13 protein-coding genes are annotated in these 14,121 nt (G+C 71.5%); 9 read left to right on the forward strand and 4 right to left on the reverse strand.

Annotation, left to right across the window (positions count from 1 at the left end; genetic code table 11):
- Positions 1–206: 206 nt before the first annotated feature.
- On the reverse strand, positions 207–797 hold the full coding sequence (locus HND91_RS16540; protein WP_181707709.1) for a type 1 glutamine amidotransferase domain-containing protein: 591 nt from the start codon (positions 795–797) through the stop codon (positions 207–209).
- Positions 798–1,115: 318 nt separating this feature from the next.
- Between HND91_RS16540 and HND91_RS16545 the strand changes: the two genes are divergently transcribed.
- Positions 1,116–2,006: a helix-turn-helix transcriptional regulator gene (locus HND91_RS16545; protein WP_181707710.1), complete on the forward strand. Its 891-nt coding sequence runs from the start codon at positions 1,116–1,118 to the stop codon at positions 2,004–2,006.
- On the opposite strand, the gene HND91_RS16550 is transcribed toward HND91_RS16545, so the two are convergent.
- Together HND91_RS16550 and HND91_RS16555 are read right to left on the reverse strand one after the other, a co-directional pair.
- Positions 1,996–3,951 carry a molybdopterin biosynthesis protein gene (locus HND91_RS16550; protein ID WP_343057368.1) on the reverse strand — a complete coding sequence of 652 codons (1,956 nt, stop codon included), beginning with the start codon at positions 3,949–3,951 and terminating at the stop codon, positions 1,996–1,998. The genes HND91_RS16545 and HND91_RS16550 overlap by 11 nt on opposite strands.
- Positions 3,948–4,943 (reverse strand): molybdopterin-binding domain-containing protein, encoded by a 996-nt coding sequence (locus tag HND91_RS16555; RefSeq protein WP_181707711.1) that lies wholly within the window; start codon positions 4,941–4,943, stop codon positions 3,948–3,950. The genes HND91_RS16550 and HND91_RS16555 overlap by 4 nt, the downstream gene beginning before the upstream one ends.
- Before the next feature lie 331 nt (positions 4,944–5,274).
- Here HND91_RS16555 and HND91_RS16560 point away from each other — a divergent pair, with 331 nt between their 5' ends.
- From HND91_RS16560 to HND91_RS16575, 4 genes are all read left to right on the forward strand, one after another.
- Positions 5,275–6,297 (forward strand): sulfate ABC transporter substrate-binding protein, encoded by a 1,023-nt coding sequence (locus HND91_RS16560; RefSeq protein ID WP_181707712.1) that lies wholly within the window; start codon positions 5,275–5,277, stop codon positions 6,295–6,297.
- 156 nt (positions 6,298–6,453) lie between these two features.
- Positions 6,454–7,290, forward strand: coding sequence for a sulfate ABC transporter permease subunit CysT (gene cysT, locus HND91_RS16565; RefSeq protein WP_181707713.1), 837 nt, complete (start codon positions 6,454–6,456; stop codon positions 7,288–7,290).
- Positions 7,291–7,321: 31 nt separating this feature from the next.
- Positions 7,322–8,209, forward strand: coding sequence for a sulfate ABC transporter permease subunit CysW (gene cysW / locus HND91_RS16570; protein WP_181707756.1), 888 nt, complete (start codon positions 7,322–7,324; stop codon positions 8,207–8,209).
- Positions 8,210–8,233: 24 nt separating this feature from the next.
- Positions 8,234–9,277, forward strand: a complete 1,044-nt coding sequence (locus HND91_RS16575; protein ID WP_181707714.1) for a sulfate/molybdate ABC transporter ATP-binding protein — start codon at positions 8,234–8,236, stop codon at positions 9,275–9,277.
- A 46-nt stretch (positions 9,278–9,323) separates the two neighbouring features.
- On the opposite strand, the gene HND91_RS16580 is transcribed toward HND91_RS16575, so the two are convergent.
- A complete protein-coding gene (locus tag HND91_RS16580) occupies positions 9,324–10,010 on the reverse strand; it encodes a fumarylacetoacetate hydrolase family protein (protein WP_181707715.1) in 687 nt (228 codons plus the stop codon).
- A 198-nt stretch (positions 10,011–10,208) separates the two neighbouring features.
- On the opposite strand from HND91_RS16580, the gene HND91_RS16585 reads away from it, so the two are divergent.
- The 4 genes from HND91_RS16585 (at position 10,209) to HND91_RS16600 (ending at position 14,118) form a co-directional block, all read left to right on the forward strand.
- Positions 10,209–11,372, forward strand: a complete 1,164-nt coding sequence (locus HND91_RS16585) for an aminotransferase (protein WP_181707716.1) — start codon at positions 10,209–10,211, stop codon at positions 11,370–11,372.
- Positions 11,373–11,448: 76 nt separating this feature from the next.
- Positions 11,449–12,102 carry an SDR family oxidoreductase gene (locus HND91_RS16590; RefSeq protein ID WP_181707717.1) on the forward strand — a complete coding sequence of 218 codons (654 nt, stop codon included), beginning with the start codon at positions 11,449–11,451 and terminating at the stop codon, positions 12,100–12,102.
- Between the two features lie 94 nt (positions 12,103–12,196).
- A complete protein-coding gene (locus tag HND91_RS16595) occupies positions 12,197–13,231 on the forward strand; it encodes an asparaginase (RefSeq protein WP_181707718.1) in 1,035 nt (344 codons plus the stop codon).
- A gap of 89 nt (positions 13,232–13,320) precedes the next feature.
- On the forward strand, positions 13,321–14,118 hold the full coding sequence (locus HND91_RS16600; RefSeq protein WP_181707719.1) for a fatty acid desaturase: 798 nt from the start codon (positions 13,321–13,323) through the stop codon (positions 14,116–14,118).
- Positions 14,119–14,121 lie beyond the last annotated feature (3 nt).

Raw genomic sequence — 14,121 nt, forward strand, 5'->3', positions numbered from 1 at the left:
CTTGAGTTCCATGGTGCCGTTTTGGGCATAAGTGGCGCTCCTCACTGTCGTTAACAATGAAAAGATTACCACCTTTGTTAGAGAAGTCGATTCGTATTCGCCTGAACGCAGGACTCCATCAGTTCTGCAAACGGTCGTCTGGACGCATCTTTCGACCTGGTTGAAGCGCGTCCGCCGGTCGGCGGAAACGCGCTTCGTCCTCACAATCAAGCCGCGATCTGGCGCGGCGCGTGGCGACCTTCGCGGATCTCCTCGATGATCTTCGCCACGAAGGCGTCCAGGTCGTCCGGCTTGCGGCTGGTGACGAGACCGTTGTCGGTGACGACCGGCTCGTCGGCGAACTGCCCGCCGGCGTTGATCACGTCGGTGCGGATCGAGTGGTAGCTGGTCACCTTGCGGCCCTTCACGACGCCGGCTTCCACCAGAAGCCACGGCGCGTGGCAGATGGCGGCCACCACCTTGCCGCTCTCGTAGAAGCTGCGGATCAGCTGCAGGGCGGTCTTGTCGACGCGCAGGTTGTCCGGGTTGATCACGCCGCCCGGCAGCACGAGGGCGTCGTAGTCGCCGGCCGAGGCGGATGGGATCGTCTTCGTCACGTCCACGGTGCGGCCCCAGTCGGGCTTGTCGTCCTGACCGGCCCAGGCGGTGAGCTTGCCGGGTTCGCGGGTCTTCTCCGGGCCGGCCACGTCCACGGTCGCGCCGGTGGCGCGCAGCTTTTCGAGCGGCACGAAGAGTTCCGATTCCTCGAAGCCGTCGCTGGCGAGAATGAGGATCTTGGCGTTCGCGATGTCGACCATGCCGGTCTCCTAGTCGGGCTTCAGCCCCCCGGCGACGAACGTCGGCTCCGAAGGTCCGTTCCGATGTGAATCATCGCCGCGCTTCACGAACCCGTCAGACCGGCCGTGAGAAGGGGCGGGGAGCGCGGCGCGCGATCGTCCGGCTTGGCAAGCCGGGGCGGGCTCCCTCTAATGGCGGCCGGGCGCGGCGGTCCGGTTCGCGAGTCGGGCGGTGGCGATCGCCGGCCGGGTCTCGCGTCCCGTTGAGTGGCCGGCTTCCGGCTGCTCGGTGCGAGGCGGGCCCGGCGTTCCGCCGCATCCAGCAACGGCGGTCCGGACATGAGCCAGGTTCAGTATCTCACCACGGCCGAGGCGGCCGACTACCTGCGGCTGAAGGAGCGCAAGCTCTACGAACTGGTCGCCGAGGGCGCGATCCCGTGCACCAAGGTGACCGGCAAGTGGCTGTTCCCCCGGGCGGCGCTCGACAGCTGGCTCGCGGCCGGCATGCTGACGCCGCCGGGCTTCACCGCCGCCGTGCCGCCGCCGATCGTCGGCGGCAGCCACGACCTGCTGCTGGAGTGGCTCGTGCGGGAAAGCGGCTGCGGGCTGGCCCTCCTGGCGGAGGGAAGCGCCCGCGGCCTGGAACGGCTCGCCGCCGGCGAGGTGCAGATCGCGGCCGTCCATTTCCACGACGCGGACGAGAGGGTGGAGCCGAACGTCGCCCGGGTGCTGGCCGAATCCGCCCTTGGCGACGCGGTGGTGATCGGCTTCGCTCGCCGGGAGCAGGGGCTGGTCGTGCCGCCCGGCAACCCGGCCGGGATCGCCTCCGTGCCGGACGCGGTCGCCAAGGGCCTCCGGTTCGCCGTCCGCCAGAAGGGCGCGGGCGCTCAACTGCTCCTGGAGGCGCTGGTGGCCCGCGGCGGCCTGGATGCCGCGCAGGTGGCGATCGCGGGGGCGCCCGCGCCCACCGGCTCGGAGCTGGCGCTCGCCGTCCGGACCGGCCGGGCCGACTGCGGCGTCGCCCCGCGCGGCGTGGCGGACAGCTTCGGGCTCCACTTCCTGCCGCTCGTCTGGGAGCGTTTCGACCTGGTGGTCCGGCGCCGCACCTTCTTCGAGCCGGGCGCCCAGGCGCTCTTCGCCCGCATGCGCGACCCGTCCTTCGCGGCGCGCGCCGCCGACCTCGGCGGCTACGACGTCGCCGAGGCGGGCCGGGTCCTGCTCAATCGCTGACGGCGCGCCGGAAGCCCAGCCCGTCGAGCGCCTCCCGGACGGCCGGCGAATCGAGCGCCGCCCGGAACGCCGCCAGGGCGGGGCGGGCGAGGTCGGCGGTGCGGACAGCGAAATCGTAGTGCTCCGGCTGCAGCGGCAGGAAGCCGAGGCCGTAGTCGCGGGCGACCGGCTCGATGGCGACGCCCCAGTCGGCGCGCCCCTGCGCGACCGCCGCTCCGACCGCATTGTGCGACTTCGGCTGGTTCCAGTAGCCCGCCGGGCGGACGCCCTTGAGAAGGCCGTCCACCAGCAGCCGCGTGCCCGAGCCCGCGTTGCGGTTGACCATCAGGAGGTCCGGGTCGGCGATGGCGGCGGCCAGCGCCTCCTCGGCGGGCCGGTTCTGGAACCGGACGTCGCCGGCCCTGAACACGATGCCCTGCAGGCGCCGCCAGCCGGGCACGAGGGTCATGTCCGGATCGAGATGGTCGAGGTTGTATCGGCCGGTCTGCGGGTGGAGGAGATGGATGGGAGCGAGGTCGCACTCGCCGCGCTTCAGGGCGGCGAGACCGCCGAGGCTGCCCACCGGGACCACCCTGGACGAGAGCCCGGCGTCGGAGAGGACGCCGGTCACCGCGTCGAGGGCCACGCAGTGGCTGCCCACGATGGCGAGGTCCGGGGCCTGGGCGGACCCGGAAAGAAGCGTGACGTCCACGGCCGCGCCGGCGGGCGCATGGTCGGCGAGCGCGTCGATGGCGAAGAAGCCGTCCGCCCGCCCGAACGCGGTGACCGCGCCCGATCCCTTGCCGAGCGGATAGGCCAGCCGCTCGCCGCCACGGTCGATCAGCGACACCATCACGAACTCGGTCCGGCCAAGCTCCGACGGCACCCGCGCGGGCAGGGTGGCCCGGACGGTCGTCTCCGGCCGCTCCGGCAAGCCGGCCATCAGCCTCAGGACCGGCGCCACGATGTCGTGGAAGGTGAACATGGCCGAGGTCGGAAAGCCCGGCAGCACCACGACCGGCTTGCCCCCGGACACCGCCAGGAGAAGCGGCTTGCCGGGCTTCAGCGCCACCCCGTGCACCACGACGCCGGGCGCGCCGAGGTCGGCCACCAGCCGGTAGGTGAGGTCCCCCGCGCCCTTGGACGTGCCGCCGGACAGGATGACCGCGTCCGCCCGCGCGAACGCGTCGCCGATGGCGGCCTTGAGCGCGCCCTCGTCGTCCGGCACCGCGCCGAGGAGAAGCGCCTCGCAGCCGTTCTCGCGCACGGCGGCGGCCACCATGGGGCCGTTGGCGTCATGGACGGCCGCCGGGCGGAGCGGCGCGCCCGGCGCGACCAGTTCGTCGCCGGTGGAGAGCACCGCGACCACCGGCCGGCGCACCACCGCAACCGCGCCGAGCCCGCAGGTGGCCAGCATCCCGATCTCCCGCGCGCCCACGATCGCGCCCCGGCGGAGAAGGGTTTCGCCACGGGCGATGTCGCTGCCCGCGAAGGAGACGTTCTGCCCCGGCAGCACCGGCCGGCCGATCCGGATGCACGCCGCGTCGGCCGGGTCGGGCTCCGTGTGCTCGATCATCACCACCGCGTCCGCCCCGCGCGGCAGCGGTCCGCCCGTCGCGAGGGTCGACGCCATGCCCGGCCCCACGGGCGTCACGGGCGCGACGCCGCAGGCGATGGTCTCGCCGGTCAGGCGCAGCGTCACCGGCGCCGCCTCGCTGGCGGTGGCCACGTCGGCGGCGCGGACCGCGAACCCGTCCACCACGGACCGGTCGAACGGCGGCGCGTCCACCGGGGCGGTGATGTCCGCCGAAAGGACGCGGCCGAGGCTCGCGCCGAGGTCCACGGTCTCGGCGCCGAGCGGCCCGGGCCGCAGGGCGGCCCGGAATCGGGCGGCCGCCTCGTCCCGCGAGACGACGGAAAGAAACTGCTCCTGCTTCAGGCCGGTCGGTCCGGTCAGCTCTGTCACCAGTCGTCACCCATCAGGCTCGTCGCCGCCACGATGCTCCCGTCGGGGAGGCCTTCGCTTTCGGGCGGCAGGATCAGGAAGGACTCCGCCGCGAGCACGGCGGCGAGCGTCCAGTCTCCGGTCGCGATCGGCTTCAGCCGGTCGTGTTCGCGCCGGAGGAGGACAATCTCGGTCATTCCGACCGCCGACGCCACCCGGCCGGCGAGCGGCGCGGGCTCGCCCACATGACCCGACAACACGCCCCCATCGAGAATCGCCATCCGGATCGCCGCCATCGCGTCGAAACGGGCGGGCGTGACGACGATCGGGCGGTCGTCCTTTACGACCACCGCCGTGTCGGCGCCCGGCCGGAGGGCGAGGCGGGACGCCACCAGCGAAGCGCCCGACGCGACGAGCGCCGTTGTGTCGCGCTCCGGGTCGGCGCTGACGAGGATGTCGCAATTCGTGTTCGAGAACAGCACCTTGGCGGCATCCAGCACGGGCGCGGGCGGCGGCGCGACGGTCGACGCCTGCACGCGGGGGGAGGGGGCGGCGGGGGAAACCGGTGCGAGACTCGCCGCTACGAGCGCCGCATGCCGCAGCCGCGTGACCGGCGCGCCGGCCGGCAGCAGCGTCTGCCCGGCGCGCGCGTCCCCGCCGCGACGGCGGACGGCTTCGAACGGCCCGACCCACGACACCGCCGACACGATATCAAACACGATCTCGACCGCCTCGCGCGGCGCCACCGCGTCGCGCCCCTCCGGCAAGGCGTCGCCGATCGCCACCGGAACCGGCGGCGGGTCGAGCGGCAGGGGGCTCTCCGGGGACGCCCCGACCGTCGACAAGGCGGACACCGCCCACCCGGCCCCGAGGGCCGTGTCGGCGGGCGGCAGGTCTCCGGCCGCGACGACGTCGACCGGCGACCGCGCGTCCGGCCAACCCCTCGCCGGCATCGGGCCGAGCGAGGCATCCCTGAGGAAAGCCCGGATTTCCGCCACGCTGCGATGGGTCACGCCGCTCATCCGCCTGTCCGTTTTCCGACATGGCGCCATTCGTTGATCATCCTGCCCTCCAAGGCGATGCATTATCCAACTTGCAGCATAGTTTTTGCCCGACCCTCGCCGCGGCACTCCCGAGAGGAATGTTTTTTCGCATAGCGGCGTGTTTTAGCAAATGTCTTGCGCCTTGTCGTTTACCGGAGCAAGGCGGCCGGCTTGCTAATCTCGATTAATCTCATAGACTTTATCGTGTTCAGGACGGCGATGGACGTCGCCATCCGGAGGGAATTCAAGCCGACGCCTTGCCGACCGTAGTGGAGCGCGAGGCGACTTGGGAGGACCAGGCATGACGTTGAAGGCCCTGAGACGACTGACCATCGCCGCTTCCATCTGCGGCCTCCTCGCCGGCCCTGCGTTCGCGGACGTGACGCTGACCAACGTCAGCTACGACCCGACTCGCGAGTTCTACAAGGAATTCAACGCCGTGTTCGCCGAGAAGTGGAAGGCGGAGACCGGCGAGACGGTGACCGTCCGGACCTCCCACGGCGGGTCCGGCAAGCAGGCCCGCTCGGTAATCGACGGTCTTCCGGCCGATGTGGTGACGCTCGCCCTCGAAAGCGACATCGACGCCATCGCGGAGAAGACCGGCAAGATTCCCGCCGACTGGCGCGGCAAGCTGCCGAGCAACTCCAGCCCGTACACGTCCACGATCGTCTTCCTGGTCCGCAAGGGCAACCCGAAGGACATCAAGAACTGGGGCGATCTCATCAAGGAGGGGGTCGAGGTGATCACCCCCAATCCGAAGACGTCCGGCGGCGCCCGCTGGAACTATCTCGCCGCCTGGACCTGGGCCCACGGAGAGTTCGGCGGCGACGAGCAGAAGATCCGCGGCTATATCGGCGACCTCTTCCGCCACGTTCCGGTTCTCGATACCGGCGCCCGCGGATCGACCACCACCTTCGCCCAGCGCCAGATCGGCGACGTGCTGCTCGCGTGGGAGAACGAGGCCTTTCTGGCGCTCGACGAGTTCGGCGCCGACGCGTTCGACATCGTGGTGCCGCCGCAGTCCATCCTGGCGGAGCCGCCGGTGGCCCTGGTCGAAGGCAACCTCGCGGCGAACGGGACCGAGAAGGTGGCCAAGGCCTACCTGGACTTCCTCTACAGCGCGGAAGGGCAGACGCTCGCCGCCAAGCACCACTACCGCCCGTCCAAGCCGGAGCTCGTGGCCGACAAGGCGCTCCTGGAAGGCATTCCGGAGCTGAAGCTCGTCACCATCGACGACCCGATCTTCGGCGGCTGGAAAAAGGCGCAGCCCACCCACTTCGGCGACGGCGGCGTGTTCGACCAGGTCTACAAGCCGGGTCAGTGAAGTCTTCCGGACCGACCTCCGCCCTTCCGGGCGGCAGGGCGGTCCGGCCCGCAGGATCGCCCGCCGGCCCGCCGACATTGGCTGGCCGGCGCACCCTCGTCACCGGTCGGCCGCGCGTTCACAGGACGCGCAAGCCCAGTTCAGAGGGCCAGCCACGTGTCAGCCCGCTTCGTCCAGCCAAGCGTCATTCCCGGTTTCCGGCTCGCGCTCGGCTTCACTGTCTTCTACCTGGCGGTGATCGTTCTCATTCCGCTCGCCGCGCTGATCTGGCGCGCTTCGGACCTTGGCCTGCCGGCCATCACGAGCCTTGCGCTGGAGCCCCGCACGCTCGCGGCGCTCCAGCTTTCGTTCGTGACCTCCTTCCTGGCGGCGCTATTCAACGTGCCGTTCGGCCTCCTGGTCGCCTGGGTGCTGGTCCGCTACCGCTTCCCCGGGCGGCGTCTCCTCGACGCCACCATCGACCTGCCGTTCGCCCTGCCGACGGCGGTCGCGGGCATCGCGCTGACGGCGCTCTATGCGCCGAACGGATGGATCGGCCAGCTCTTTGCGGCGGCCGGCATCAAGATCGCGTTCACGCCCGTCGGCGTCTGGCTGGCCCTCGTGTTCGTGAGCCTGCCCTTCATCGTGCGCACCGTCCAGCCGGTGCTGGACGATCTCGACCGGGAGGTGGAGGAGGCGTCGGCGACGCTCGGTGCCGGCCGGCTGCGCACCGTCGCCAAGGTCATCCTGCCGGCGCTGCTGCCCGCGATCCTGACCGGGTTCGCGCTCGCCTTCGCCCGATCCGTGGGTGAGTACGGGTCGGTCATCTTCATCGCCGGCAACATTCCCTACGTGTCGGAAATCGCGCCGCTTCTCATCGTGATCAAGCTGGAGGAGTACGATTATGCGGGCGCGACGGCGGTCGCCACCATCATGCTCGCGGTCTCCTTCGCCATGCTGCTGATGATCAACCTGGTCCAGTCCTGGTCGCGGAGGAGGTTCGGCCGTGTCTGATGTCGCGACACTCATCACCCGGGAGGCGGTCATCGCCGAAACGTCTGGAGAGACCGTCGGGGCACGACGCCGGCAGCCGCGCCGCCCGACCGAGGAGAGTCCCACCATCCGGTGGACGCTGATCGGCGTCGCGGTCGCACTGCTGGTGGTCTTCCTCCTGCTGCCGCTGGTCGCCGTGTTCGCCGAGGCGCTGCGCAGGGGCCTCGACCCGGTGATCGACGCCCTGACGGATCCGGACGGCCTCGCGGCCATCAAGCTCACCCTGCTCGTGGCGGCCATCTCGGTGCCGGCGAACCTCGTTTTCGGCGTCGCCGCCGCCTGGGCGGTCGCCAAATACGAGTTCAAGGGCAAGGCCTTCCTGATCACCCTCATCGACCTGCCGTTCTCGGTGAGCCCGGTGGTCGCGGGTCTCGTCTACGTGCTTCTCTACTCCACGAGCCACGGCTGGTTCGGGCCGGTTCTGAACGGCCTAGGCCTGCAGGTGATCTTCGCCGTACCGGGTATCGTGCTCGCCACGATCTTCGTGACCTTCCCGTTCGTCGCCCGCGAGCTCATTCCGCTCATGGAGGAGCAGGGCACCACGGACGAGGAGGCGGCGCTGTCGCTCGGCGCGGGCGGTTTCCGCACCTTCTGGATGGTGACCCTGCCGAACGTGAAGTGGGCGCTGCTCTACGGCGTTCTCCTCTGCAACGCGCGGGCGATGGGCGAGTTCGGGGCGGTCTCGGTGGTCTCCGGCCATATCCGCGGCCTGACCAACACTATGCCGCTGCACGTGGAGATCCTCTACAACGAGTACGAATTCGTCGCGGCCTTCGCGGTCGCGTCCGTGCTCGCGCTCCTCGCGCTCGTCACCCTCGGCCTCAAGTCCCTCCTGGAATGGCGCTACGGCGATGAACTCGCCGCCGGCCGCCGCCACTGACCCGTTCTCTCCGGAGATCCCACCATGCACCTCGACATCCGCCAGATCGCCAAGGACTTCGGCGACACCGCCGCGCTGCACGGCGTGGACCTTTCCGTCGCGTCGGGTGAGCTCGTCGCCCTTCTCGGCCCGTCGGGCTCGGGCAAGACGACGCTCCTTCGCATCATCGCGGGTCTGGACTTCCCGACTCGCGGGCAGGTGCTCTTCGGCGGCACGGACGCCAGCCTGAAGAGCGTGCAGGAGCGTAACGTCGGCTTCGTGTTCCAGCACTACGCCCTGTTCCGGCACATGACCGTGGCCGACAACATCGCCTTCGGCCTGCGCGCCCGTCCCCGCGCCCGCCGGCCCTCGGAGGCCGACATCGGCCGGCGGGTCGAGACGCTCCTGGAACTCGTCCAGCTCGGCGGTTACGGCAAGCGCTATCCCGCCCAACTGTCGGGCGGACAGCGGCAGCGCATCGCGCTCGCCCGCGCCCTCGCGATCGAGCCGCAGGTGCTACTTCTCGACGAGCCGTTCGGCGCGCTCGACGCGAAGGTGCGCAAGGAGCTGCGGCGCTGGCTGCGCGACCTCCACGACCGCACCGGCCACACCACGCTCTTCGTCACCCACGACCAGGAGGAGGCGCTCGACCTCGCCGACCGGGTGGTCGTGATGTCGAACGGCCGGATCGAGCAGGTGGGCGTGCCTGAGGACATCTACGACCGGCCGGCGACGCCCTTCGTGTTCGACTTCATCGGCGAGGCCAGCCGGATCCCCGTTCAGGTGAAGGCCGGCGTGCCGCATCTCGGAGGGCGCGCGGTTCCGCTGCCGGCCGACGTGAAGCGGCCGGCGGACGGGCCGGCCATCCTCTACGTGCGGCCGGAGCACGTCACGCTGGCGGCGGACGGTCATGGCCTGGGCGGGACCGTGGCGTCGCTGCACCGCTCCGGGTCGTCGCGCCGCCTGTCGATTCGTCTCGACGGCACGGACGCCCTGGTCGAGGCGATCGCGCCCTACGACGGCGAGGCGCCGCCGGTCGGGGGGCGGACCGCGCTGCGCTTCCACTCGCCCGGCCTCTTCGCCGCCTGAGACCTCGGTCGCCGGCGAACGGATCGGGTGAGGGCGGCGCTGACCGTCACACCACCGGGACGGTCAGCTCGCCGACGCCCTCCACGCCGCAGCGCATGGTCTGCCCGACCATGACCGGGCCGACGCCGGCGGGGGTGCCGGTGAAGACGAGGTCGCCCGCCTCCAGCCGGAACAGGCCGGACAGGTGGGCGATCAGCTCCGGCACGCTCCAGATCATCTGCGCAAGATCGCCCGTCTGGCGGCGGGCTCCGTCCACGTCCAGCCAGATCGCGCCGGAGGCGGGGTGGCCGACGGCGGACGCGGGCGCGATGGCGGAGATCGGGCCGGAGTGGTCGAACGACTTCGCCGTGTCCCAGGGCCGCCCGGCCTTCTTGGCGTCGGCCTGCAGGCTGCGCCGGGTGAGGTCGATGCCGACCGCGTAGCCGTGGACGAGCCCGAGCGCATCGGCCGCGGCGACGTCCGACCCGCCTGCCCGAAGGGCGACCACCAGTTCCACCTCGTGGTGGACCTCGCCGGTGGCGCGGGGGAGGGGGAAGGGCCCGCCGTCGGTGACGAGGGCGCGCGCGTCCTTGGTGAAGAAGAAGGGCGGCTCGCGGTCCGGGTCGTGGCCCATCTCGATCGCGTGGTCCCGGTAGTTCCGGCCGACGCAGAAGACCCGGCGCACCGGGAAGCGTGCGTCCGTGCCGACGACGGGCACGCTGACGACGGGCGGCGGATCGAACAGATAGGTCATACGCGAACTCGCATGGTCGGGGCAGGGGACCCAACCGGTACACCGGCCGGGCGGCGGACGGAAGCGGTCCGCGCCCGCGCGATCTGCGCGCCCGTCCGGCGGGCGCGGGCGGGGCGCGCCGCCGCGCCGCCCTTGTCGGCGGCGTCGCCCTCCCCTAACACTTTCCCGTCTCACCCTTCGGACAGGCCGAGTTCGCCCATGAAGCCCACCAATCCGCTCTTCACCGGCCTGCCGACCACCATCTTCGAGGTCATGTCGCGCCTCGCGGTGGAGACCGGGGCGATCAACCTCGGCCAGGGCTTCCCGGATGTGGACGGCCCGGAGGAGATCCGCCGGGCGGCGGCCGAGGCGGTGCTGAACGGCCCGAACCAGTATCCGTCCATGATGGGCATCCCGGCGCTGCGGCAGGCGGTGGCGGACGCCAACAGGCGCTTCCTCGGCCTCGACGTGGACTGGCAGACCGAGGTGATGGTCACCTCCGGGGCGACGGAGGCGATCGCGGACGCGATTCTCGGGCTCGTGTCCCCGGGCGACGAGGTGGTGCTGATCGAGCCGCTCTACGACTGCTACGTGCCGATGGTGCGGCAGGCGGGCGGCATCCCGAAGCTGGTGCGCATCACGCCGCCCCGGTGGGAGATCGATCCGGACGCTCTCGCGGCCGCCTTTTCCGAGAAGACGAAGGCGATCCTGATCAACACGCCCATGAACCCGTCCGGCAAGGTGTTCAGCCGCGACGAGCTGCAGCTGATCGCCGACCTCTGCCAGCGGTTCGACGCCTACGTGATCGCCGACGAGGTGTACGAGCACCTGGTGTTCGACGGGCGCGAGCATGTCTCGCCCATGCAGCTGCCGGGCATGCGCGACCGGGTGGTGCGCATCGGGTCGGCGGGCAAGACCTTCTCGCTGACCGGATGGAAGATCGGCTACGTGACCGCGCCGCCGCACCTTCTGGCGCCCATCGCCAAGGCGCACCAGTTCGTCACCTTCACAACGCCGCCGGACCTGCAGGCGGCGGTGGCCGTGGGCCTCGGCCTCGGCGACGGCTATTTCGCCGACTTCAAGGCTGGGCTGCAGGCCAAGCGCGACCGCCTGTCGGCCGGTCTCGCCGACCTCGGCTTCGAGGTGCTGCCGTCGGCCGGGACCTATTTCGTGACGACCGACACCGGCCCGCTCGGGATCCGGGACGACCGGGAGGCGTGCCTGACCATGACGCGGGAGGCGGGCGTCGCGGCCGTGCCGGTGTCGGCCTTCTACGCCTCCGACCCGCCGACCACCTTCATCCGCTTCTGCTTCTGCAAGAAGGACGAGGTGCTGGACGCGGCGCTCGAGCGGCTGCAGCGCTGGATGCGCCGGGCGGCCTGACGGTCCGCCGGACGGCGGCGGGGAGGGCCCGGCGGCTCCCCGCGGCCGACCTGACCGCCGCGGGGAGGGCATCGGCATGGAGCGGGTCACCATCGTGATGGGCGGGGCTGGCGCGGTCGGCCGGGCCGTGGTGGACCGGCTGCTCGACCTCGATCACCTGGTGGCCATCCTCGACCACGACCCCCGCCGGATCGCCGCCCTGGAGCCGGACTACGACCCGGGCGTCGCCCTCCTGTTCGCGCTCGACCCGTCGGACGTCGACGAGACCGCCGAGGTGCTGGAGGCCGTGGACGAACGGTTCGGCCCGGCGTCCGGCCTCGTCGTGGTGGTGGACGCGCCGGACGGCGAGCCGCTGCTCGCCACCGATCCCGCCGACCTGCCCGCCCGGCTGACCGGGGCGCTGGTCGGCGCCGCGACGCTGATCCGGCTCGCCAGCGACGGCATGGACGAGGGCGGCGCCATCGTGATCGTGCTGCCGCCGGCGGATGCGGCCGAGAGCGCCGTCGCCCGGGCGGTGCGGGATGCCTTGGCCGGCCTCGTGCGGGGGCTCGCGGCGGAACTCGCCGAGGCAGGAATCCGGGTCAACGCGGTGGTCGCCCCGCCGCCGGACCCGCCCCGGTCGTCCGCGGCGCGCGTCGCCGGACGGGTGGACGCCGCCGCGCGGCTGGTGAGCTTCCTCCTTTCCGAGGACGCCGCCGGGATGGCGGGCGAGGTGCTCGGCGCCCGGTGAGCGACCGACGGGGCAGGGCGTCGTCCCTTCCCCCGCCCTCCTCCGTCTGCTATCGCGACCGCTCCCTGCGTTCACGGCGATCCGGAGCCCCATGATGTCCAATCCCGTCCTTGCCGAAGTCACCCGAGGCGACCTCGTGGAGAGCCGCCACACCGGCGCGGTCGCGGTGGTGGACGGCGACGGGCGGGTGGTGTTCTCGGTCGGCGACATCGACAGCCCGGTGTTCCCGCGCTCGGCCGTGAAGGCCTTCCAGGCCCTGCCGCTGATCGAGACGGGCGCCGCCGACCGGTTCAGCTTCGGGGCGTCCGAGCTGGCGCTCGCCCTCTCCTCCCACAACGGCGAGCGGCGGCACGTGGACACCGCGCGGTCCATGCTGGCGGCCGCCGGCCTGAACGAGGGCTGTCTGGAATGCGGGGCCCAGTGGCCGTCGAGCCCGAAGGATCAGGCGACCCTGCACCGCATGGGCGCGCCGGCGGGGCGCGTCCACAACAACTGCTCGGGAAAGCACTCCGGCTTCCTCTGCGCCGCCGTCGCCATGGGGGTGGATCCGAAGGGCTACGTGAAGGCCGATCATCCGCTGATGCGGGAGGTGATCGCCGCCGGCGAGGCCATGACCGGCGCGCCCCACGCGGCGGATCTGTCCGGGACGGACGGCTGCTCGATCCCGACGTTCGCGGTGCCGCTGAAGGCGATCGCCCACGGCTTCGCGCGGTTCGTCACCGGCACGGGACTGTCCGCCACCCGGAAGGCGGCGTGCGACCGGCTGCGCGCGGCGGCGGCGGCGGAGCCGTTCCAGGTGGCCGGCACGGGCCGGTTCTGCACCCGGGCCATGGAGATCCTCGGCGCGCGGGCCTTTGTGAAGACGGGCGCGGAGGGCGTGTTCACCGCCGCGCTGCCGGAGACGGGGCTCGGCGTCGCGATCAAGATCGACGACGGCGCGGCGCGCGCCTCGGAGGTCGCGGTGGCGGCGCTTCTTGTGGACATCCTGGGGATCGACGGTGGAGATCCTGTGGGCGAGCGGATGCGGGCGCTGGTCCGGCCGCAGATCCGGAACTGGGCCGGCGAACGGTGCGGCGAGGTCCGGCCGTCGGACGGCTATGCGGCGGCCCTGTCCGCGACGGCCTGGTGAGCGGGGCGGCGCCTGCGCCGGAACCTCGGGGCGGGGCGGCGCTTCATTCGGGACTTCCGAAGCGGCGGCGCCACCCTAGATGACCCTTCATGGATAGCAGTCAGACCATATCCGACAGCGTCGGGCCGAGCGTCGGCGCGACGCGCCGGTCGACCCGGACGGTCCATCCCTTCCAGGGGGCGATCGGCCTTTCCCTCTGCGCGCTGGTGGTCGGGGCGTGGCTGTCGCTCCACGTGGTCGGCGTGTTCGTCCTGCCGGTGACGTGGGAGACGGCGCCGATCGTCCCGCTCGTCATGCTGACGCAGTGCTGGCTGTCGGTCGGCGTGTTCATCATCGCGCACGACGCCATGCACGGGTCGCTCGCGCCCTACCGGCCCCGCCTCAACGCGGTGATCGGGGGACTGATCCTCTTCCTCTACGCCGGCTTCAGCTGGCGGAAGGTGCTGCGGGCGCACATGGCCCACCATCGCGCGCCCGGCACGGCGGAGGACCCGGACTTCTTCGTCGACGATCCGGAAGCCTTCTGGCCCTGGTACCGGACCTTCTTCACCCGCTATTTCGGGTTCGGCTCGGTCCTGTTCGTCTGCACCGTGGTGGCGATCTACGCCCTGGCGCTCGGCGCGTCGGTCGTGAACATCGTGCTCTTCTACGGGGCGCCGGCGCTGGGCTCGTCGCTGCAGCTCTTCTATTTCGGCACCTACCTGCCGCACCGGCACGAGGAGACGGCGTTCGCCGACGATCACAAAGCCCGCACCAGCGACTACCACTGGCTGGTGTCGCTGCTGACGTGCTTCCACTTCGGCTATCACCACGAGCACCACCTGTCGCCGGGCGTGCCCTGGTGGGCGCTGCCGCGCGAGCATGCGCGGCAGGCCTCGCGAGGCTGACGG

Source organism: Chthonobacter rhizosphaerae, assembly GCF_013839525.1.
Lineage (GTDB): Bacteria > Pseudomonadota > Alphaproteobacteria > Rhizobiales > Pleomorphomonadaceae > Chthonobacter > Chthonobacter rhizosphaerae.